The sequence below is a fragment of the Pseudarthrobacter sp. AG30 genome (genome assembly GCF_003116525.1).
Classification (GTDB): Bacteria; Actinomycetota; Actinomycetes; order Actinomycetales; family Micrococcaceae; genus Arthrobacter.
This window is the reverse complement of record NZ_QEHL01000001.1, coordinates 61528-81221: the sequence shown is the minus strand read 5'-3', so window position 1 is coordinate 81221 and position 19694 is coordinate 61528. Positions and strand designations below refer to the sequence as shown.

The window sequence follows — 19694 nt, the reverse complement described above, 5'->3', positions numbered from 1 at the left end:
TCCGATGCCTGACATGCCTGTCCAACCACGCGTCCTGGTCACCGGCGCCGGAACCATCAACCCGCTCGGTTCCACCGTGAAGGAAACCTGGGAGGCGCTGCTGGACGGGCGCTCAGGGATTGCGGAGCTGACCCAGGACTGGGCGGAGCAGTTGCCGGTCAAGATCGCCGGGCAGGTCACGGCGGACCTTTCGGAGCACCTGGGCACCCGTGAAATGAAACGGATGGACCGCTGCGGCCAGCTGGCCCTGGTCGCGGCGCGGGAAGCCTGGACCCAAGCGGGCACCCCGGACGTGGACCCGGAGCGGTTCGCCGTGGTGATCGGGTCCGCCTACGGCGGCCTTGGCTCCACCCTGGAGCAGGACCGCGCGCTGGGACGCTCCGGCCCGCGCAAGGTGTCCCCGCACACCCTCACCCGCCTCATGGTCAACGGCCCCGCCGCGTGGGTGTCCATCGACCTTGGTGCCCGTGGCGGCGCCCGGACGCCCGTGAGCGCCTGCGCGTCAGGGGCTGAGGCGATTGTGCAGGCTGCCGAAATGATCCGCTCGGGTGCCGCCGACGTCGTGATTGCCGGCGGGGTGGACGCCTCGGTGAACGATCTGGTGATCAGCGGCTTTTCGCAGATCCGTGCCCTGTCCACGCGCACCGGCGATCCGCAGCGCGCCTCCCGCCCGTTCGACGGCGGCAGGGACGGCTTTGTGCTTGCAGAAGGCGCCGCAGTGGTGGTGCTGGAAAGTGAGGCACACGCACGTGCGCGCGGTGCCGCCGTGCTGGGTGCCGTGGCCGGCGGGGCCGTGACCTCCGACGCCAACGACATCGTGGCCGCGGACCCCGCCATGCAGCGCCGGGTCATGCAGAAGGCGCTTGACTCGGCCGGGATGCAGCCGGCGGACATCGGGTTCATCCATGCGCATGCCACCTCCACTCCCGTTGGTGACCGGCTGGAAGGCCAGGCCATCAACGCCGTCTTCGGCGCCGACGTGCCGGTCACCTCCACCAAGGGGCACACCGGCCACCTGCTGGGCGGTGCCGGGTCCCTGGCCGCCGTCGTGGTCCTCGAAGCCCTGCGGACCGGCCAGGTGCCGGGAACGCTTAACGTGGAGGAGCAGGACCCCGACGTGGACCTCAACGTCATCACCGAAGGCACCCACCGCCTTCCGCCGGGATTTGCCCCGGCAGGGCTGGTGAATGCCTTCGGTTTTGGCGGCCACAGCGTGGCCTTGGTGATAACGGGCGCGTAAGTTACGCGCCCAGCGCGGCTTCCGCTTCGGCGGGGGCGACCTCGCCGTCGATCCGCCGGTTCAGGTGCCAGGGGTTGGCGTCCTGCAACGCCTCGGGGAGCAGTTCCTGGGGCAGGTCCTGGTAGGCCACCGGGCGCAGGAAGCGGTTGATGGCCAGCGTTCCCACCGACGTGGTGCGGGTGTCCGACGTGGCCGGGAAGGGGCCGCCGTGGACCATGGCGTGGCCAACTTCCACCCCGGTGGGCCAGCCGTTGACGATGATGCGTCCCACTTTTTGTTCGAGGACGGGGATCAGCCGTGCCGCCGTCGGGTAGTCCGGTTCGGTGAGCTGCAGGGATGCGGTGAGCTGGCCCTCTATCCGGGAGGCAGCCTGCAGCAGGTCTTCGATGCTCTTGTAGCGGATCACCAGGGACGCCGCACCGAAGATTTCCTGGTGCAGGATGGGGTTGCCGGTGAACTGGTCCACGCCGGTGCCGTAGATGGCCGGTGCCGGGGCGTTTTCGGTGGTGCCGGGAGAGCCCTGGCCGATGAGTTCGACGCCGGCGGTCGAGCTGAGCGCTTCGGTTCCGGTGTTCCAGGACGCGGCGATGCCTTCGGTGAGCATGGTCTGGCCGGTGCTGGCGGCGATGGCGCGTCCGACGGCGGCGGCGAGTTTGTCTCCCGGCTCGCCTGCGGGGGCGAACAGCAGGCCGGGGGAGGTGCACAGCTGGCCTGAGCTGCCCGTGACGGAGGCGACGTATTGCCGGGCCAGGGCGTCGATGCTTTCGGGGCTGCCGGCGAGGGCGCCCTCGAAAACGAACACCGGGTTCAGGGAGGACATTTCCGCGTAGACCGGGATGGGTTCCGGGCGCGCGGCGGCGGTGCGCATCAGGGCGAGGCCGGCGGTCTGGGACCCGGTGAAGCCGACAGCCTTGATGGCGGGGTCGGCGACCAGTGCCTGGCCGATGCTGGAGCCGGGACCGTAGATCAGGGAGAAGACGCCGGGATGCAGTCCTGCTTCCTTGACGGCTTTGCTGACGGCCTGGCCCACGAGTTCGCTGGTGCCGGGGTGGGCGTTGTGGGCCTTGAAGACGACCGGGCAGCCTGCGGCGAGGGCCGAGGCAGTGTCTCCGCCCGCCGTCGAGAAGGCGAGCGGGAAGTTGCTGGCGCCGAACACGGCCACCGGGCCGAGCGGTATCTGGCGCTGGCGGATGTCTGCGCGGGGGAGCGGTGTGCGGTCGGGGAGGGCGGGGTCGATCCGGACGCCGCGGAAGTCGCCTTGGCGGACCACGCCGGCGAACAGGCGCAGCTGGCCGGTGGTGCGGGCCCGCTCACCGGTGAGCCGGGCTGCGGGCAGACCGGTTTCCTGCCCGGCGCGGGTGATGAGTTCATCCCCGATGGCGTCGATGTTGTCCGCGATGGCTTCCAGGAACGCAGCGTGGGTTTCCGGGTCCAGGGCGCGAAAGGACGGGAACGCTTCGGCGGCTGCGGCCGTTGCGGCCGCGAGCTGTTCCGCGGTGAGCAGGGAATAGGCCGGTTCCAGGGCCTTATTGGTGGCCGGATCGAAGCCGTTGGTGGTCTTGCCGTCGCCGGCAACCGTCCGGCCGGCGATGAGTGAATGTCCGGTGAGGTTCATGGGTTCCTCCTGTGGTGGGAGTGGTGCTGTTTGTCTCTCAGGAAACGGTGGCGATCAGGGCTTTGAGGTCCGCGAGGTCCTGCGGAGCCAGGTTCTGCAGCGGCGTGCGCACCGGCCCTGCCGACCGGCCGATGGCGTCCAGGCCGCCCTTCACGATGGACACCGAGTAGCCTTTCACACGGTCGCGGATGTCCAGGTAGGGGATCACGAACTCGTTGAGCTTCTTGTTGACGGCGGCGCGGTCGTTGTTGCGGACGTCCTGGTAGAAATCCAGCGCGAACTGCGGGACGAAGTTGTACATGGCGCTCGAGTAGGTGCTCATCCCCAGCTGCAGCAGGGGCAGGGCGAACGTTTCCGCGGTGGGCAGGCCGCCCAGGTAGAAGAGCCGGTCACCGAGCTTTGCGTAGACGCGGGCGTCATGTTCCAGGTCTCCCACGCCGTCCTTGAACCCGATCAGGTTCTGGTGCCGTTCGGCCAGGGTTGCCACGGTGGTGTCCTTGTAGATGGCGTTGGCGCGGTTGTAGATGATGACGCCGAGCGAGGTTGCGCGGCAGACGGCACTGACGTGCCCGGCCAGCCCTTCCTGGTCTGCTTCGGTCAGGTAGGGCGGCAGCAGCAGGATGCCTTCTGCGCCGGCGGCTTCTGCCGCCTTGGCGTTTTCGATGGCTTGGGCGGTGGACCCGCCGGCCGATGCCAGCACGGGGACCCGGGCTCCCACTTCGTCGACGGCGGTGCGCACCACCCGTTCCGATTCGGCCGGGGTGAGGGAGAAGCCTTCGCCGGTGCCGCCGGCAGCGAACAGGCCGGCCACCGGGAAGCTTGCCTGCCACGCGAGGTGCTTGCGGTAGTTCTCCTCGTCGAACGCCAAGGTTGCATCGAACGAGGTGACGGGAAAGGACAGCAGTCCTTCCTTGAGGGTGTCCGCCAGTTCCTGGGGTGTGTACCTTGCCATGGGGTCCTCCGGTGTGTTGCCGCGGGCGGCGGGTTTGGGTGGTTTTCTCCAGCCTAGGGACCGCCATTGATGCCTGTCCAAGTGCTTTTTTGGATGCTTTGATACCTTTGAGGCATGGCAAAATGAATCCGCGTTCCTTGTGCCGGACCCGGGAAGCGCAGTTATTCCGTGGCGAATTCCAGGTTCCGGAGCAGGCGGGAGAGCGCGGGGTTGGTGATCCGCCGGTTCCACAGGGCGTGCAGTTCCACTGGCTCGCGGCTCCCGCCCGCCAGTGGCAGGAAGCCGACGCCGTCTATGCCCAGCGTGGTGGCCGAGTGGGGAACGAAGGCCAGTCCGCGCTTTGCGGCCACCAGCGAAACCATGGTGAGGATCTGGCTGACCGTATGCACCACGTTGGCGTGCCGGACGGGGACCATGCGGACGACGAGGTCGTAGAAGTATCGGGCCTGGGTGGGGGAATGCATGATCAGTGGCTCGTCGTTGAGGTCGTCCGCGGTGACCGGCCGGTCCAGGAGTGCGAGCCGGTGACCTTCCGGTACGGCAAGCACCATGGATTCCCGGTAGAGCAGGCGCGAGTCAAAGGTGGCCTGGTCGAAGGGCGGGCGGGCGAGGCCCAGGTCCAGTTCGCCGGTCAGCAGCCCCGCAAGTTGCTCGCCGGTGACCAGTTCCTGCAGCTCGATATCGACGTCGGGGATGACGCGTGACAGCTCGTCCAGCACGGGGCCAAGAATGCTGAAGCCGCTGGCTGCCGTGAAACCGATCCGCAGCACGCCCGAGCGTCCGGACGCGATCCGGCGGGCCGTTGCAGGTGCGCGTTCGGCCAGCGCCATGAGCCGTCGGGCCTCGTCCAGGAACGTCCGGCCGGCGGAGGTGAGCTCCACCTTGCGGTTGTCCCGCTCCAGCAGCTCGGCCCCGACGATCTTCTCCAGCTTTTGGATCTGCCGGCTCAGGGGAGGCTGCGTCATGTTCAGCCGCTCGGCAGCCCTGCCGAAGTGCAGCTCCTCCGCTACGGCGATGAAGCCGGCCAGTTGGTCGAACGTGAACATGATGCCCTCCGGGTATCAAAAGGTAACGACTTAGCTTAGCCGGGCATCGCAATGTCAGTGGCCGCCGTCAGGGCCGGGCCAAGGAACAGCTGCGGGCTCCTGCCTAGGCCGGTGAAAGGTCCTGGAGCAGCGCGTCCAGGGCGGGCAGCTGGCCCTTCACGAGTTTGAGCCGGGCCTCTTGCTCCGGGAACCACCGGGCGTCGTCGATCTCGGGGTAGTGCTGGATCTTTCCCGATCCCTTAGGCCATTCAAGGGGGAAGGTGTTGCTGCGGATGGCTTCCGGTGAAAATCCGGCCTCGGCTGCGAAGACGGTAATTATTTTTCCCGACGACTGCCGGAATTCACCCAACAGGCGGTATTCGGCGCCAGGGGCGGGGACGCCCATTTCCTCGGCGAATTCGCGCTGCGCCGCGGCCAGTGCATCCTCGCCGTCGGAGTACTCCCCTTTGGGGATGGACCAGGCATGGGCGTCCTTACTGCTCCAGAACGGGCCGCCCATGTGGGCAATCCACACCTGCAGCCCATCGCCGGGGCCGGCCGCGTCGCCCTGAGGCCGCTGGTACAGCAGGATGCCTGCACTTCGAACCGGCATTTGGGTTCCTTCCCGGCTGTTGTTGACGACGCTCAATCGCCGTCCGCCGTTAACGTGGTATTCACGGCCCTGCTTTAGGTTATTCCTTCAGGCACTCTGCTCGAAGGGACCCGGTCATGGCCAATATTGCTGAGGTTTTGGGACGGCTCACGCCGGAGGAAGTTGCTGAACTCCGCAGCCTGGGTCCGCAGGGCCACCTGCCGCGGCACCTGGTGGAAGCGCTGGACCGTGCCGCCGGGGGAACGGGATCCGGCCGCGGCTACTACGTGGCAAACGGCAACGTCAGCTCAACCGGCGGGCCCCTTATGGTGCTGCGCAGTGACGTCTCGAACTGGTTGACCGGCTCCGGTTCCTGATCGCCGCCCCGGGCGGCTCATGATTCCGGCAGGATGAAAGTGGCGCTGGTGCCCGAACCGGGTTCGCTGGCCAGGCTGATCGATCCGCCGTGGCCTTCCACGATGGTCTTGCTGACCGGCAATCCCAAGCCTGCCCCCGGTATGGCAGTGGACCGCGAGCGCGCGGAGCGGAAGAACTTGGTAAATGCCTGCTCCTGCTCTTCTTCGCTCATGCCCACGCCGGTGTCCGTGATGGAACAAACCAGCCCGGCCTCGGTCCTGGCAGCGGTGGCGGTGATGAGCCCACCGTCCGGGGAGTATTTGACGGCGTTGGACAGCAGGTTGTGCAGGACCTGGCTGATCCTGGCCGGGTCTGCGCGCACCGGGAGCGGCTGTTCCACCTCGAGCTTCACCTGCAGGCCGTTCCCGGCCGCGCGGGGCAGTGCGGCGTCAACCGCGCGGCTCACCAGCTGGGCAAGGTCCGTCTCCTCCAGGGACAGCTCCACGCGTTCGGAGGCCACGGCAATGAGGTCGTTCACCAGGCCCATCAGGTGGTCAGCGTTGCGCCGGACCACCAGCAGTTCTGCGCGGATGTCGTCGTGGCCAGGCTCGTCGAGGACCAGTTCGAGGTAGCCGAGGATTGAGGTCAGGGGAGTCCGCAGCTCGTGCGAAACCGTGGCCACGAAGTCGTCCTTGGCAGCCAGGGCGCTGATCAGGTCGGTCACGTCCGCGAAAGTGATGACCCCGCCGGCTTCCTGGCCGCCGGCAGCAGGAAAGCCATGTGAGCTCACTGAATAGGCGCGCTGGCCGTCCGCCGGCCCGGCCCAGTAGAGCTCGTCCATGAACGCTTCCCCGGCGGCGGCGCGCTCAGCAGGACGTGAACCGGCCGGAACAGGCGTGGTGCGGTCTGCCGCCAGCAACTGGGTATGTCCGCCGCCCACTCCAACAAGGCCGGCCAGCGCAGGATCGGACTGCAGGGTCTTGTTCGTCAGCACCGTGTTGCCGTTGCGGTCCACCACCCACACGCCCACGCCCACGGCGCCGAGCACTGCATCAAGCAGGTTCTGGCGCCGGACGCTTTCGTCCAGCGTCCGGCCAAGGTGATACTCGCTGTCCATCAGCTTGGTCCGGTGCCGGCGGATGGTGGTGGCCACCACGTGCGCGGTTACGGCCATAACGGACATGACCAGGGGCAGGATGAGGACACGGATCATCGAGCCGGCCACAGGCGGCGACCCCAGTGCTGCTGCCGGGACCACGGTGCTGAGGACGGTCCCGGCAATGGCGAGGGCGGGCATGTACGGCCGGACCTGGGCCGAGAGCCAAATGACGGGGAATACCAGCGTCAGGCTCAGGACACTGAACGGGGGCCCGCCGGCCTCGCGGGTAAAGCCGATGGCGAAGCAGTCAAGAAGCGGGATGACGGCGAATGCTCCGGACGGGAGCCGTCCCCACGGGACGGCGACGCACGCTGCGGCGATCGCCAGGTGGAACAGCAAAGCGTTCAGGAACCTGCTGTCCGTGAGGGTCCACGGGCTGAACACGGCGGCCGCCACCACCACCAGTGCCACGGTCAGGCTGACGGGCAGTTGGCTGGCCATCACCCGTTGCCGGGCGCTGAGCCCACCGAAGAGCCCGTCAAGCCGGTCCGACACCACTGGTTCGGGCAGCGCATTGCGCGCCAGGCCGGGCACATCGGTGGTGCCCTGCGGTTCCCGGATTACCACGCTGCCCCCAGCACAGAAATGTCATGCCTCCGTTTGCAAGAAGGTCCTGCAGCCACAGTACCCGGGTGAATGCAGGTTCTCACGGTGGGCGGCGGGTTTATTGGCATGCGGTCACCCGATCAAAAGGCTCAGCGCCTCCGTCAGGTGTTCCACTTCCCGCACCGAGAAACCGGCGGGCACGGGACCGGGCCCCGTGTGGCTGGCGGGGACCACAGCGTGCGTGAATCCCAACCGGTGGGCCTCCTGGATGCGCTGGTTGATCCCCGGTACCGGACGGACTTCGCCGGCCAGCCCCACCTCGCCAAAAGCAATCAGCCGGATGGGCAGCGGTTTACGGGCCTTCGCCGATGCTACTGCGAGGGCCACGGCGAGGTCCGTGGCCGGTTCGCTGAGCTTGACGCCGCCAACGGTGGCGACGTAGGAATCGTCCTTGTGCAGCATGGTTCCCGCTCGCTGCTGCAGTACCGCCAGCAGCATTGACACCCGTGAACTGTCCAGGCCGCTGGTGGCCCGGCGCGGCTGCGCGTTGGGACTTTCGGCCAGGAGTGATTGAACCTCGGCGAGCAGGGGACGGCGCCCTTCCATGGTGACCGTGATGCAAGTGCCCGAAACAGGGTCCTTGGTGCGGCTGACGAACAGCCCGCTGGGATCGGCGAGGCCCTCGATTCCGTTTTCGTTGAGGTCGAAGCAGCCAACGTCATCGGTGGGTCCGTACCGGTTCTTCACGGCGCGCAGCATCCGCAGCCGGGAGTGCCGCTCGCCCTCGAACTGGCACACCACATCCACCAGGTGTTCCAGGAGCCGCGGCCCGGCGATCGAACCGTCCTTCGTGACATGCCCCACCAGCAAAGTGGTCATGTTCCGCCGCTTGGCCGCGGCAATGATCGATGCCGCCACCTCGCGCACCTGGGAAACGCCGCCGGCACTGCCATCAACGTCCGCGCTGCTGAGGGTCTGCACGGAGTCCACGATCAGCAGCCGCGGTTCAATTTGTTCCACTTGGCCCAGTGCCTGGCCCAAGTCTGTCTCCGCGGACAAGTAGAGGGACTCCGCGACGGCGTCGATCCGCTCCGCGCGCAGCTTCACCTGGGCTGCCGACTCCTCCCCGGTGACGTAGAGGACGTCCTGGGCTGTCCGGGCGAACTTGGCCGCCACGTCCAGGAGCAGCGTCGACTTGCCCACGCCGGGTTCACCCGCCAGCAGGATCACCGCGCCGGGAACCAGCCCGCCGCCCAGGACGCGGTCCAGCTCGTCCACGCCGGTGGGCAGGAACGCCGCCGTAGTGGCGTCAACATCCGCGATACGACGCGCCGGTTCCAGCACCGTTGTGGCGGCCGTGGTCCGGGCCACCGCGGTGCCCGTTTCCTCGACGGTGCCCCACGCCTGGCACTCGCCGCAGCGGCCCACCCATTTGGCGGTGGTCCAGCCGCATTCGGCGCATTTATAGGCGGGCGCCTTTGATGCCCGGGAAGTCTTTGTTGCCATGGGTTCAACCCTAGCGGCGGCCACTGACATCAGCGTCGACGCGGCCTTCGTCCCCACGCGCCCGCTGACCTCGCAAGCCCGGCCGGGGCACCTTGCGGCCGTGGGCCCAGGCTTAGCCACCGGTTCTTACAGCGCGGGCAGGATGTCCCGTGCCTCGGCCGCGTCCATGCCTGCTGCTTCCAGCAGGTCCACCATGAGGGGTCGGAACAGCATGACCACCGTTTCGCCCTCCAGCCGCTGGACCTCCAACAGCTTCGGGTGCAGCCGCAGCGCTATCTCACTGAGGTCGCGCCGGGCCGTGCGCAGGTGGGCGCGCCGGACGCCGTCGTGCGTTTCCGCCAGGCCCAGCGAGAGCTCATCAATGGCGGCAGCCGTCTCCTGGAGCACCCCGGCAATGCTGTCCGTTGCCTCGTCCGAGAGGGCGGTGTGGTTGATGGCGCTGGTCAGCCGCCGCGCGAAGACGCGGCTGTTCCGCAGCGCCAGGTCGATGAAGTCCAGCGACTGCTTCAGCCGTTCCAGCTCGTCGCGGTGCCGCCGGTAGGCCGGCGCCAGCGTGGCCACTTCCCCTGACGCCCGAAGGGACTGCCGCATGGCATCCACCAGGGGCTGGCAGTTCCTGCCGCGGATCAGCGCGTGCCACGCCTGCGTGGAATCGCTGTTCGCCAGCGCACCTGCGCATTCACGCAGGACCTCGGCCAGTTCATGCAGCAGTTTCTGGACGTCGCGGCGTGGCTCACGGCGGGGGTCCTTGGGCACCAGGATGGTTACCAGCAGCGCGCACAGGCCCCCCACCACGGCGTCGATACTCCGGGTGAACGGGCCCCCGGACGGTGCCGGCAGCAGCACCACCAGCAGCGACTGGAGTGCCAACTGGGTGGTGAAGATGTTTCCGCTGTCCAGGAACCGGGCCAGCAGGATGGAGAAGAGAAGCACGACGGCGGCCACCCAGATTTCGCCGCCCAGCCAGTGCAGGAGCAGGTCGCCCACGGCGATGCCGATGGTGCAGCCCAGGCCCACCTCCATCACCCTGCGCAGCCGCGGCTCCCGGGAAAACCCGAGCGCGATCAGCGAGGACGTGGCGGCGAACAGGGGCCCGGAATGGCCCAGGACGTACTCCGCGAAAGCGTAGGCGCCGACGGCGCAGATGGTCATCTGGATGGCTGGGACGAAGGAGTTGCGGCTGCGGATCAGCCCGGTCCGGATGCGGGTGCGCAGGAACCGCCGGCCTGCTGAGAGTCCTGCTGGGATGGCCATGCGGTCAAGTCTATTCAGTGCCCGTCCACTGCCGGGCACGGCTCCACTACGGCTGCGGATGTGATCTGCGCAATGGTGACCCGGCATTTGTCAGCCAATATCCCGCCGTCGTTAATCATCCGTTCACTTTGGACAGCCCATCCCGTTACCTGCGGCCCATAACTTTCTTGAAGGTACACAACGTACGCATCGCGCAGCAGGGTTCTCCGTCCCTGTCCCGCACCTGAATAACCCTGGAAGGGGTACATCTAGTGAAGGCACTTCGCTTCGGCCGCCACGCGGCTATCGCTGTTATCGCTGCGGGCGCACTCGCGCTGTCCGCCTGCGGTTCAGACAACGCCACGGGCACCGCGCCCGCAGGCAACCAGGCTTCGTCCGGCACCAAGGTCACCGGCACGCTGACCGGCATCGGTTCCTCTGCGCAGGGTGCGGCCATGGACGCATGGAAGACGAACTTCGCCTCCGCCAACTCCGGCGCCAGCGTGCAGTACTCCCCGGACGGTTCCGGTGCCGGCCGCAAGGCAATCCTCGACGGCTCGGCCCAGTTCGCCGGTTCGGATGCCTACCTGAAGGATGACGAATACGCCTCCTCCAAGTCCGTGTGCGGCCCCGACGGCGCCATCAACGTCCCCGTCTACATCTCCCCGATCGCCGTGGCCTTCAACGTTCCCGGTGTCACCGACCTGAAGCTGGACGCCACCACCGTCGCCAAGATCTTCCGCGGCCAGATCGCCAAGTGGAACGACCCCGCGATCGCTGCCCTCAACGCGGGCGTCTCGCTGCCCGACCTCAAGGTCACCCCGGTGAACCGCTCGGACGACTCCGGCACCACCCAGAACTTCACGGACTACCTGTCCGCCGCAGCCTCCGACGTCTGGACGGACAAGGCCGCCGGTGTCTGGCCCGCCAGCCTCCAGGGCGAGAACGCCAAGGGCACCTCCGGCGTGGTCAAGACCGTTACGGACACTCCCGGCGCCGTGACCTACGCCGACGACTCCGCCGTGAGCGGCAAGCTGGGCGTTGCACAGATCAAGGTGGGCGATTCCTTCACCAAGATCTCCGCCGATGCCGCCGCCAAGGCAGTGGACGCCGGCAAGCCCGTTGACGGCCGCGCCGCGAACGACCTCTCCATCAAGCTGGACCGCAAGACCACCATCGCCGGCGCCTACCCGATCGTCCTGGTGTCCTTCCACGTCCTGTGCACCACGTACGACAAGCAGGAGACCGTTGACCTGGTCAAGGCTTTCGAGCACTACGTAGTTTCCGCTGAGGGCCAGAAGGCCGCCGCGGACTCGGCCAAGTCCGCTCCGCTGTCCTCCGACCTCGCAGCCAAGGCCGCCAAGGCCATCGACTCGATCAAGGTCAAGTCCTAACCATCGCCGCAAAACCGGGTTCCCCGCCTGCCGGAAGGCAGTGCGGGGAACTTGGCTTTGCACCCTGCTTCCTTAATCCAGCAACGAATCGAAGGGCCGTCGAATGACCGCCACCTCCCTGACCAGTTCACAGGGCGCCGGACGCACCGGGGACAAAGTCTTCTCCGGGGCCGCACTGGCCGCCGGCTGCCTGATCCTCGCCGTCCTCTTCGGCGTCGCACTCTTCCTGGTGGTCCAGGCAATTCCCGCGCTGACCGCTCCCGCCGACAAGATCCAGGGCGGACAGGGCTTCTTCGCCTACATCTGGCCCATTGTCATTGGGACCCTGATCGCCGCCGTCATCGCGCTGGTGATCGCCACCCCGGTGGCCATCGGAGTAGCCCTCTTCATCTCGCACTTCGCGCCGCGCCGGCTCGCCTCCGGACTCGGTTACGTCGTGGACCTGCTCGCCGCCATCCCCTCCGTGGTCTATGGCGCCTGGGGCGCAGCGTTCCTGGCCAAGCAGATCTCTCCCGCCTACGGATGGCTCGCGGAGAACATGGGCTGGCTTCCCATCTTCCAGGGCCCCGCCTCCACCACCGGCAAGACCATCCTCACTGCGGGCATCGTCCTGTCTGTCATGGTCCTGCCCATCATCACCTCGCTGTCCCGGGAGATTTTCCTGCAGACCCCCAAGCTGCACGAGGAGGCCGCACTGGCGCTCGGTGCCACCCGCTGGGAAATGATCAAGATGGCCGTGCTGCCCTTCGCCCGCCCGGGCATCATCAGCGCAATCATGCTGGGTCTGGGCCGCGCACTGGGCGAAACCATGGCCGTTGCCCTGGTCCTGTCCTCCGGCGCCCTGACCGCCAGCCTGATCCAGTCCGGCAACCAGACCATCGCGGCCGAGATCGCCCTGAACTTCCCGGAAGCCAGCGGCATCAAGGTCAGCACCCTGATCGCCGCCGGCCTGGTCCTGTTCGTCATCACCCTGGCCGTGAACATGATCGCCCGCTGGGTCATCACCCGGCACAAAGAATTCTCGGGAGCCAACTAAATGACCTCCACGCTTACCCCGGTCCGCAGCAAGCGGTCCGCGCTCACCAAGGGCCAGCTGCCCAAATACGCCCCCTACGCCGTCCTTGCCGCGGCGTTGATCGTCGGCGCAGCCATCCTTGCCCTGATCGGCTTCAATGCGTTCGGGTGGGGAGTGGTCTCGGCCTTGCTCTTCGCCATCGGCCTGGTGTCCTGGAGCGCAGCGGTGGAAGGTTCCCGCAGGGCCAAGGACAAGCTGGCCACCTGCCTGGTGGTTGGCTCATTCCTGGTGGCCCTCCTGCCGCTCGTTTCGGTGATCTGGACGGTACTGGTGAACGGCATTCCGGGACTCCTGGATCCCGGCTTCCTCACCACCTCCATGAACGGCGTCACGGGCGCGTTCGACAACAAGGCCGTGGAGGGTGGCGGCCCGGTCATGGGCGGCATCTACCACGCGATCCTGGGCACCGTACAGATCACCCTGCTGGCCACCGTCATCTCCGTACCCGTGGGGCTGCTCACGGCCATCTACCTGGTGGAGTATGGCCACGATGGCCGCCTGGCCAAGGCCATCACGTTCTTCGTGGACGTCATGACCGGCATCCCCTCCATCGTGGCCGGCCTCTTTGCCGCCGCATTCTTCTTCGTGGTGGTGGGCCCGGGGACCAAGACCGGTGCCGTGGCCGCCGTCGCCCTTTCTGTCCTGATGATCCCCGTGGTGGTCCGCTCGAGCGAGGAAATGCTCAAGATTGTCCCCAACGAACTGCGCGAGGCCGCCTACGCCCTGGGCGTGCGCAAGTGGCGGACCATCCTCAAGGTGGTCATCCCGACGGCGATTTCCGGCATCGCGTCCGGCGTCACCCTGGCGATCGCCCGGGTCATCGGCGAGACGGCACCCATCCTGGTCACCGCGGGCTTTGCCACGAGCATCAACTCCAATGTTTTCGGCGGGTGGATGGCATCACTGCCCACGTTCATCTACACCCAGATCCTGAACCCCACCTCGCCATCGAACCCGGATCCGTCCTCGCAGCGGGCCTGGGGCGCGGCGTTGGTGCTGATCATCCTGGTCATGGTCCTGAACCTGGCGGCCCGCCTGATCGCCAGGATCTTCGCCCCCAAGACCGGCCGGTAACCAGGCCGCCGGCCCGGCCTTCCGTCCCACCGTGGCGGATCCTAGACTTCAACCCATACCCAGTAAGTGAAGGAACACCATGTCTAAGCGCATCGACGTCAAGGACCTGAACGTGTATTACGGCGATTTCCTCGCCGTGGAGGACGTCAGCATCAACATCGAGGCCAAGTCCGTCACCGCGTTCATCGGCCCCTCCGGCTGTGGCAAGTCCACGTTCCTGCGGACCTTGAACCGCATGCACGAGGTCATCCCCGGCGCCCGCGTGGAAGGCGAGGTGCTGCTGGACGGCGACAACCTCTACGGCCCCGGCGTGGACCCTGTGACGGTCCGTTCCCAGATCGGAATGGTTTTCCAGCGGCCCAACCCGTTCCCCACCATGTCCATCCGCGACAACGTGCTGGCCGGCGTCAAGCTGAACAACAAGAAGATCTCCAAGGGCGAGGCCGATGTCCTGGTGGAGCGCTCGCTCAAAGGCGCCAACCTCTGGAACGAGGTCAAGGACAGGCTCGAAAAGCCTGGCTCCGGCCTCTCCGGCGGCCAGCAGCAGCGCCTCTGCATCGCCCGCGCCATCGCCGTGGAGCCGCAGGTGATCCTGATGGACGAGCCCTGCTCCGCCCTGGACCCGATTTCCACCCTGGCCATTGAAGACCTCATCAATGAGCTCAAGGACCAGTACACAGTGGTGATCGTGACCCACAACATGCAGCAGGCCGCCCGCGTCTCCGATAAGACGGCCTTCTTCAACATTGCCGGCACGGGCAAGCCGGGCAAGCTGATCGAGTACGGTGACACCCACACCATCTTCAGCAACCCGGTGCAGAAGGCCACCGAAGACTACGTCTCGGGACGCTTCGGGTAGGCAGCTGCTCCGTGGTGGCGAACTCCGACAGCATTTAGTACGCTGAACTAGATACTTTTGAAACTAGTAGTAAGCCAGCTTTAGGAGTTTTGCCATGACGCAGACGGCCAGCAACCCCGGCCCCCAGCTTACGGTTTCCGTACCCGCTGCGGGCGCACCGGCGAAGCCCGCCGTGCACGTGCAGGACTTTGACGCGGCCGCCGGACTCGCCGCCACCCTTGGGGGTGGGCCGCTCGTCCCGCAAATCGACCCGGAGGCAATAGCGGCGGCCGGGGATGCGGAGGATGTGCTCACGGAGGTGTGGCGGACCAGCTCCTACCTCGAGGGCAAGCAGTGGGAGTTGGACAGCGCCCTCGAAGCGCTGCGCCAGGCGGTCCGGAAGGCTTCTTCTGCGGGTGTCGCCCGGGATGAACTTTGCACGGCGGCGAACCTGTCTGCCGAAGAGCTGGCCGCGATCCTGCTGGGCCCTGACGCAGCACCCGCTGCCATCTAGGGCCACGCACTTCTTCGGTTCCCGGCTACCTGGCCAGCGGTGACAGCGCCAGCGCCAGCACGAAGGCCAAGGCGCAGGTGGCTACCGGCGTCAGGACCCAGAGCCAGATGATCCTGATGACCAGCTTCCGGTTGGTCACGGAAAAGTGCTGGTTCTCGCCCGCGCCCAGGGTGCCCGCCGTGACGGTGTGGGTGGTGGACAACGGCCAGTGCAACCCGATGGCGCCCACGAAGAGCATCAGCGCGCTGAAGGTCTGCGCCACGGAGCCGCGCAGGGGATCGATCCGGGTGATCTTGTAGCCGATGGTGTACGAGATCCGCCATCCTCCGAACAACGTCCCGGCTGTCATCATCACCGCCGACAGCAAGGCCACCCAGATGGGGATCCCGCCGTCGGCGTACCCTGCCGCAAGCAGGGCCAGCAACAGCACGGCACTGACCCGCTGCCCGTCTTGCAGGCCGTGGCCGAAAGCCACCGCGCCGGCGGCAATCGCCTGCGCCCTCCGGAACCGCTGGTTCACCACGTTGGGTTGGGTGTAGCGCGCTCCCCAGGTGGCCGGATAGACCAGCAGGAAGGATCCGCTGTAGGCCACGAGCGGGGAAAGCACCAGCGGGAGGACCACCTGGAACAGCAGCGACTGGTCCACGCCCGCCACCCCAGGGCCTCCCACCGCAAGGCTGGCCAGTCCCGCCCCTGCGAGTCCCCCCACCAGGGCATGGGTGGAGGAGGCGGGGATGCCGCGGCGCCACATCAGCAGGCCCCAGGCGCAGGCGCTGGCCAGGCCGGCCACCAGTATGGCGAGGCCGCCCGGGCCGGCCGGGAGATTGATCCAGGTCCGGCTGGCTGCAACGGCAAGCATCGCGCTCAGCAGGGCGCCCACGAAGTTGAAGAACGCAGCCAGGAGCACGGCCACGCTGGGCGTGAGTGCGCGGTTCCGCACGGCGAGGGCAACCGAGGTGGAGGCATCACGGAAGCCGTTCAGGAAGGCAAACGCTGCGGCCAGCAGGACCACCCCAGCAAAGATGGCTGCGGCCACGTCAGGATTCCTTGACGATGATGCTGCCTACCTGGGTGGCCACCCGCCGCATGTCCTTGGTTACCTCCACCAGCTGGTTGGCGATGTCCCGGTTGCGCGAGTACTGCGCCCACTTCATGTCGGCGATCATGTCGGCAACCCACACCCGGTGGGTGCGTTCGGCGCGTTTTGCAAGGCGCAGGATCTCGATCCAGTAATCCTCGAGGTCGTCCAGGTCATTGAGCCGGCGCATGGCATCAACCGTCAGCTCCGCCTGCCGGCTGATGATCTCCAGCTGGTCGGCCGCCCGCTTGGGCAGGCGGTCCAGCTTGTACAGGGCCACCAGTTCCGCGGCCGCGTCCATCTTCTCCATGGCCTCGTTGAGGTAGCGGGACAGGGCGTACATGTCCTCGCGGGGGAGGGGGTTCACGAAGCTGGAGCGCATGTGCGTCAGCAGCGCGAAATGCAGCTCGGCGGACTTGGCCTCGAGGTTGTGCATGTGATCTACGAGCTTGCCGTGTTCGTCCGCGGGTACGCCAAGGATTTCGGCCAGGGTTGCGCTGGCCAGCACGATCTGTTGTGCCATCTGCGATAGGAGGTTCAGCCCTGCGGGCTCCTGGGGAAAAAGGCGCAGCTTCACGTGTTTACCGGTCTCCGGGGACTGTTCAAGGCGGGCGTTGCTGCCGTGTGACTTGACGCCGACGCGCAACTGTCGCCTACTCTACCGGCCCGAAAGAGTGTGCCTTGAATTGGCTGCCGGGACGAGGGCAGAAAAATGGTGCCGAACCGGATACGCCTCTCGGCGGTAGGCCGCTCTAGGCGGCTAATTGTTGAAGCCCGGGGGTTTCGCGGCTCGGCACCGGCTTCAGTCTTCTACTTAGCCCCGCCCAAGTCAATCTTGACAGCCGGCCGTTCGCGGGTGCGGAAAATATCAGGGCGGCGCCTAATCGAGTTCGCCCAGGCGCCACGCGTTGGCGGCGTGTTCCAGGTCTTCGGCGGTCTTGACCAGCTGGTGCGAGTTGCGGGTCAGCTTGCTGGCGTGGGCCTCATTGGCGTGCTCGGCGCCGTCCGCGAGCGTGGCCTGGCCGAGGGCCACCACCCGGCAGAAAGCTGCCGAGCGTTCCAGCGCGACGTCGAAATCGCCGTCGAACGCGCCTGAGAGGATGGCGTCCGCCATGGTGCGCATTTCATCAGCGCCCGGCGGCTCGGCGGCACCGGCCACCACGTTGGACACCTGTGCCGTGTCCCGGCCGGCCCGGAAGTAGACAGATATCCGCTCGGGGTCACGGACGGTGGCGGCACGTAGCGCGTAGAGCCGCCAGAGCGCACCGGGCAGGGAGCGGGCCGGGCTTTCGGCCCACATCTCGGCAATGGCATCCAGGCCTTGCTCGTCGGCGAGCTTCACCAGGCGTTCGGTAATGACGGGATCGTCGCTGTCCCGGCCGTGGCGGACCAGCGCCTGCGCGGCAAGGTGGGCGGCCTCCGAGACGCGGGCGGGATCGGCGCCGCCGGCGAACGGCTCGAAATCCATCGGGGCGAACGGCTTTGGTTTGTGGTGCCGGTTGCTGCCGCCGTAGGGGCTGGTTCCTGCTTGCTCGCTCATGCCCCCACGCTACTCCTGTGCCGCAGCGGAAATCGAGCGTCTTCGCGTTCGCCCGGTCCCCGCAGAAAGTGCCTTTGGTCCCGGACAAGCGCACGACGGCGGCTCCCGGACCAGGTGCGAAAGACGCCGGAACCATGGGTTAGAGTATTAACGTCCAGAAATGGATTGGGCCGGGCGGAACGACACAGCGTGTCTGACCGACCGGCAGGGGCCTTTAGCTCAGTTGGTAGAGCATCGGACTTTTAATCCGTGGGTCGTGGGTTCGAGCCCCACAGGGCCCACCCACAGAAGGTTTTGAAGGTCCGCCGTGAGGCGGGCCTTTTCCTTTTAAGCCTGGATTCAGGCTCGCACGACTATCCCGTTGCGCCGTATCCCGCCACGGAACGAGATGGGAACGCCAGCTCCACCGCTGCTCCAGGGCCCCAGTGCCTGCCGTGTTCGGCGTTCAGCTGGCGGGATCGTATTGGAAGGCCCGCACTTCCTGGGCGCAGCGGCAGGCGGTGGCGATCTTGGAGGCCCAGTGGAGGGCGGCGTCGTACGTGGGCAACTCCAGTATTGTGTAGCCGCCCTCGATCTGCGCTGTCTGGGGGTAGGTGCCCTCGCGCACTGCTCCGTCGCCGCTGACCATCACGGGCGGGACGCTCTCGTCGATGCCCCCGCCAAACACCCAGACACCGGCTTCCTTTGCCTCCTGGACCACCGCATGGGCCGCGTCGGCAACTTCCTGCAGCCCGCCGTCGGGGATGTCCATGACGCCACTGGGGAACGAGATCAGGTACTTGGTCATTGGGCGGGCTCCTTCTTTGCAGGCGCGGATCACCTTCATCCTTCCGATCACCAGGGGGCCGCGCAAGGATTTGTTCCCACCGCTGGCGCTGCAAAACAGGCTGCCGCCGCGGCCGAAAGGCACAATAGGCACATGGCAAATACCAGCAAGGGCCGGATGCCGCGCCTGGAAGACGTGGCCAGGGTAGCCGGCGTCTCCCACCAGACCGTTTCCCGGGTGGTGAACAACCACCCCAACGTCAGCAAGGCGACGCGGGAAAAGGTGGAGGCGGCCATTGCCGAACTGGGGTACCGGCGCAATACCGCTGCCCGGAGCCTGGTCACCCGGCGCTCGCAGACCATCGGCGTGCTGGCCAGCGAACTCTCGCAGTACGGCCCTGCCAATACCCTCCTGGGCGTCGAGCAGGCAGCACGCAACGCCGGCTACTTCGTCAGTATCGCCGCGCTGCGGGAAGTCGGCAGGGACGCCATATCCAACGCGGTGGGCCATTTCATGGACCAGGCCGTGGACGGTATCGCCGTGCTGGTACCGCATTCGGACACCCTGGCCGTGCTGGAACAGATGAACCTTCCCGTGCCCGTGGTGGCTGTGGGCTCCGCCGGCAGTGCCTCGGTGAGCGGCGCGATGGTGGACCAGCGCGCGGGAGCCAGGCTCGCCGTCGAACATCTCATCAAGGAAGGCCACCGGCAGATCGGGCACATCGCGGGCCCGCCGGACTGGACTGACGGCGCCGAGCGTGCGGAGGGCTGGCGCGCCGCGCTCCGGGAGGCCGGGCTGGAGGAGTCGCTGTTGGTGGAAGGGGACTGGAGCGCAGGCAGCGGCTACGCGATCGGCCGCAAGCTGGCGTCCGGGCGCACCGCGACGGCCATCTTCGTGGGCAACGACCAGATGGCTTTGGGCCTGCTGCGCGCCTTCACGGAAGCGGGGATCAAAGTGCCCGACGACGTCTCCGTGGTGGGCTTCGACGACCAGCCGGAAGCGGGGTACTTCACGCCGCCGCTGACCACCGTCCGGCAGGACTTCGAGGAACTCGGACGGCGCTGCATGGACATCATGCTCAAGGAAATCGAGTCCGGCGCCGCTGTCAGTTCAACTGTGGTCCCGCCCGAGCTCGTGGTGCGGGCCAGCACCGCCGCCCCCGCGTAGGCGGGGAGCGCGCAGAACCAAAA

The 19694-nt window shown here is 67.0% G+C and carries 19 protein-coding genes and 1 tRNA gene; 9 read left to right on the top strand and 11 right to left on the bottom strand.

Annotated elements, in window-relative coordinates:
- The first annotated feature begins 4 nt into the window (after positions 1-4).
- The gene (locus DC347_RS00395; protein WP_018763190.1) at positions 5-1240 is read left to right on the top strand and encodes a beta-ketoacyl synthase; all 1236 of its coding nucleotides are present in this window, start codon (positions 5-7) and stop codon (positions 1238-1240) included.
- A 1-nt stretch (position 1241) separates the two neighbouring features.
- On the opposite strand, the gene DC347_RS00390 is transcribed toward DC347_RS00395, so the two are convergent.
- From DC347_RS00390 to DC347_RS00375, 4 genes are all read right to left on the bottom strand, one after another.
- Positions 1242-2855, bottom strand: coding sequence for an aldehyde dehydrogenase (NADP(+)) (locus DC347_RS00390; protein ID WP_109044042.1), 1614 nt, complete (start codon positions 2853-2855; stop codon positions 1242-1244).
- A gap of 37 nt (positions 2856-2892) precedes the next feature.
- Positions 2893-3807 carry a 5-dehydro-4-deoxyglucarate dehydratase gene (gene kdgD, locus DC347_RS00385; RefSeq protein WP_109044041.1) on the bottom strand — a complete coding sequence of 305 codons (915 nt, stop codon included), beginning with the start codon at positions 3805-3807 and terminating at the stop codon, positions 2893-2895.
- 161 nt (positions 3808-3968) lie between these two features.
- Positions 3969-4853, bottom strand: a complete 885-nt coding sequence (locus tag DC347_RS00380) for a LysR family transcriptional regulator (protein ID WP_109044040.1) — start codon at positions 4851-4853, stop codon at positions 3969-3971.
- A 103-nt stretch (positions 4854-4956) separates the two neighbouring features.
- The gene (locus DC347_RS00375) at positions 4957-5445 is read right to left on the bottom strand and encodes an NUDIX domain-containing protein (protein WP_109044039.1); all 489 of its coding nucleotides are present in this window, start codon (positions 5443-5445) and stop codon (positions 4957-4959) included.
- Between the two features lie 116 nt (positions 5446-5561).
- Between DC347_RS00375 and DC347_RS00370 the strand changes: the two genes are divergently transcribed.
- Positions 5562-5801 carry a hypothetical protein gene (locus tag DC347_RS00370; protein WP_018763195.1) on the top strand — a complete coding sequence of 80 codons (240 nt, stop codon included), beginning with the start codon at positions 5562-5564 and terminating at the stop codon, positions 5799-5801.
- A gap of 17 nt (positions 5802-5818) precedes the next feature.
- Here the strand turns inward: DC347_RS00370 and DC347_RS00365 are convergent, their stop codons facing one another.
- The 3 genes from DC347_RS00365 to DC347_RS00355 all read right to left on the bottom strand — a co-directional run bounded on the left by DC347_RS00365 (position 5819) and on the right by DC347_RS00355 (position 10246).
- Entirely contained in the window at positions 5819-7507 is a 1689-nt protein-coding gene (locus tag DC347_RS00365; RefSeq protein WP_018763196.1) for a cell wall metabolism sensor histidine kinase WalK, read from the bottom strand.
- 111 nt (positions 7508-7618) lie between these two features.
- Complete coding sequence (gene radA / locus DC347_RS00360; protein ID WP_018763197.1) at positions 7619-8992, bottom strand: DNA repair protein RadA; 1374 nt, start codon at positions 8990-8992, stop codon at positions 7619-7621.
- 126 nt (positions 8993-9118) lie between these two features.
- On the bottom strand, positions 9119-10246 hold the full coding sequence (locus DC347_RS00355; RefSeq protein ID WP_018763198.1) for an aromatic acid exporter family protein: 1128 nt from the start codon (positions 10244-10246) through the stop codon (positions 9119-9121).
- Positions 10247-10497: 251 nt separating this feature from the next.
- Between DC347_RS00355 and pstS the strand changes: the two genes are divergently transcribed.
- The 5 genes from pstS (at position 10498) to DC347_RS00330 (ending at position 15120) form a co-directional block, all read left to right on the top strand.
- Positions 10498-11619: a phosphate ABC transporter substrate-binding protein PstS gene (pstS, locus tag DC347_RS00350; RefSeq protein ID WP_018763199.1), complete on the top strand. Its 1122-nt coding sequence runs from the start codon at positions 10498-10500 to the stop codon at positions 11617-11619.
- 103 nt (positions 11620-11722) lie between these two features.
- Entirely contained in the window at positions 11723-12655 is a 933-nt protein-coding gene (gene pstC / locus DC347_RS00345; protein ID WP_018763200.1) for a phosphate ABC transporter permease subunit PstC, read from the top strand.
- On the top strand, positions 12656-13768 hold the full coding sequence (pstA, locus tag DC347_RS00340; RefSeq protein WP_018763201.1) for a phosphate ABC transporter permease PstA: 1113 nt from the start codon (positions 12656-12658) through the stop codon (positions 13766-13768).
- A gap of 79 nt (positions 13769-13847) precedes the next feature.
- Positions 13848-14627: a phosphate ABC transporter ATP-binding protein PstB gene (pstB, locus tag DC347_RS00335; RefSeq protein WP_018763202.1), complete on the top strand. Its 780-nt coding sequence runs from the start codon at positions 13848-13850 to the stop codon at positions 14625-14627.
- A 94-nt stretch (positions 14628-14721) separates the two neighbouring features.
- Complete coding sequence (locus tag DC347_RS00330) at positions 14722-15120, top strand: hypothetical protein (RefSeq protein WP_109044038.1); 399 nt, start codon at positions 14722-14724, stop codon at positions 15118-15120.
- Between the two features lie 25 nt (positions 15121-15145).
- Here the strand turns inward: DC347_RS00330 and DC347_RS00325 are convergent, their stop codons facing one another.
- From DC347_RS00325 to DC347_RS00315, 3 genes are all read right to left on the bottom strand, one after another.
- Positions 15146-16156, bottom strand: a complete 1011-nt coding sequence (locus tag DC347_RS00325) for an inorganic phosphate transporter (protein WP_109044037.1) — start codon at positions 16154-16156, stop codon at positions 15146-15148.
- A gap of 1 nt (position 16157) precedes the next feature.
- Positions 16158-16775 carry a DUF47 domain-containing protein gene (locus tag DC347_RS00320; protein WP_026264994.1) on the bottom strand — a complete coding sequence of 206 codons (618 nt, stop codon included), beginning with the start codon at positions 16773-16775 and terminating at the stop codon, positions 16158-16160.
- Between the two features lie 303 nt (positions 16776-17078).
- Positions 17079-17738: a hypothetical protein gene (locus DC347_RS00315; protein WP_018763206.1), complete on the bottom strand. Its 660-nt coding sequence runs from the start codon at positions 17736-17738 to the stop codon at positions 17079-17081.
- A gap of 208 nt (positions 17739-17946) precedes the next feature.
- On the opposite strand from DC347_RS00315, the gene DC347_RS00310 reads away from it, so the two are divergent.
- Positions 17947-18019: transfer RNA gene (locus DC347_RS00310), tRNA-Lys, on the top strand.
- 164 nt (positions 18020-18183) lie between these two features.
- On the opposite strand, the gene DC347_RS00305 is transcribed toward DC347_RS00310, so the two are convergent.
- The gene (locus DC347_RS00305) at positions 18184-18525 is read right to left on the bottom strand and encodes a YciI family protein (RefSeq protein WP_109044036.1); all 342 of its coding nucleotides are present in this window, start codon (positions 18523-18525) and stop codon (positions 18184-18186) included.
- 132 nt (positions 18526-18657) lie between these two features.
- Here DC347_RS00305 and DC347_RS00300 point away from each other — a divergent pair, with 132 nt between their 5' ends.
- The gene (locus DC347_RS00300; protein WP_109044035.1) at positions 18658-19671 is read left to right on the top strand and encodes a LacI family DNA-binding transcriptional regulator; all 1014 of its coding nucleotides are present in this window, start codon (positions 18658-18660) and stop codon (positions 19669-19671) included.
- Positions 19672-19694: the final 23 nt, after the last annotated feature.

Excerpts from the sequence above, each read along its gene's own strand:
- radA (WP_018763197.1), bottom strand. The coding sequence starts at position 8,992 with ATGGCAACAAAGACTTCCCGGGCATCAAAGGCGCCCGCCTATAAATGC.
- DC347_RS00390 (WP_109044042.1), bottom strand. The coding sequence starts at position 2,855 with ATGAACCTCACCGGACATTCACTCATCGCCGGCCGGACGGTTGCCGGC.
- DC347_RS00375 (WP_109044039.1), bottom strand. The coding sequence starts at position 5,445 with ATGCCGGTTCGAAGTGCAGGCATCCTGCTGTACCAGCGGCCTCAGGGC.
- DC347_RS00305 (WP_109044036.1), bottom strand. The coding sequence starts at position 18,525 with ATGACCAAGTACCTGATCTCGTTCCCCAGTGGCGTCATGGACATCCCC.
- DC347_RS00355 (WP_018763198.1), bottom strand. The coding sequence starts at position 10,246 with ATGGCCATCCCAGCAGGACTCTCAGCAGGCCGGCGGTTCCTGCGCACC.
- pstA (WP_018763201.1), top strand. The coding sequence starts at position 12,656 with ATGACCTCCACGCTTACCCCGGTCCGCAGCAAGCGGTCCGCGCTCACC.
- kdgD (WP_109044041.1), bottom strand. The coding sequence starts at position 3,807 with ATGGCAAGGTACACACCCCAGGAACTGGCGGACACCCTCAAGGAAGGA.
- pstB (WP_018763202.1), top strand. The coding sequence starts at position 13,848 with ATGTCTAAGCGCATCGACGTCAAGGACCTGAACGTGTATTACGGCGAT.
- DC347_RS00370 (WP_018763195.1), top strand. The coding sequence starts at position 5,562 with ATGGCCAATATTGCTGAGGTTTTGGGACGGCTCACGCCGGAGGAAGTT.
- DC347_RS00300 (WP_109044035.1), top strand. The coding sequence starts at position 18,658 with ATGGCAAATACCAGCAAGGGCCGGATGCCGCGCCTGGAAGACGTGGCC.
- DC347_RS00380 (WP_109044040.1), bottom strand. The coding sequence starts at position 4,853 with ATGTTCACGTTCGACCAACTGGCCGGCTTCATCGCCGTAGCGGAGGAG.
- DC347_RS00330 (WP_109044038.1), top strand. The coding sequence starts at position 14,722 with ATGACGCAGACGGCCAGCAACCCCGGCCCCCAGCTTACGGTTTCCGTA.
- DC347_RS00315 (WP_018763206.1), bottom strand. The coding sequence starts at position 17,738 with ATGAGCGAGCAAGCAGGAACCAGCCCCTACGGCGGCAGCAACCGGCAC.
- DC347_RS00395 (WP_018763190.1), top strand. The coding sequence starts at position 5 with ATGCCTGACATGCCTGTCCAACCACGCGTCCTGGTCACCGGCGCCGGA.
- pstC (WP_018763200.1), top strand. The coding sequence starts at position 11,723 with ATGACCGCCACCTCCCTGACCAGTTCACAGGGCGCCGGACGCACCGGG.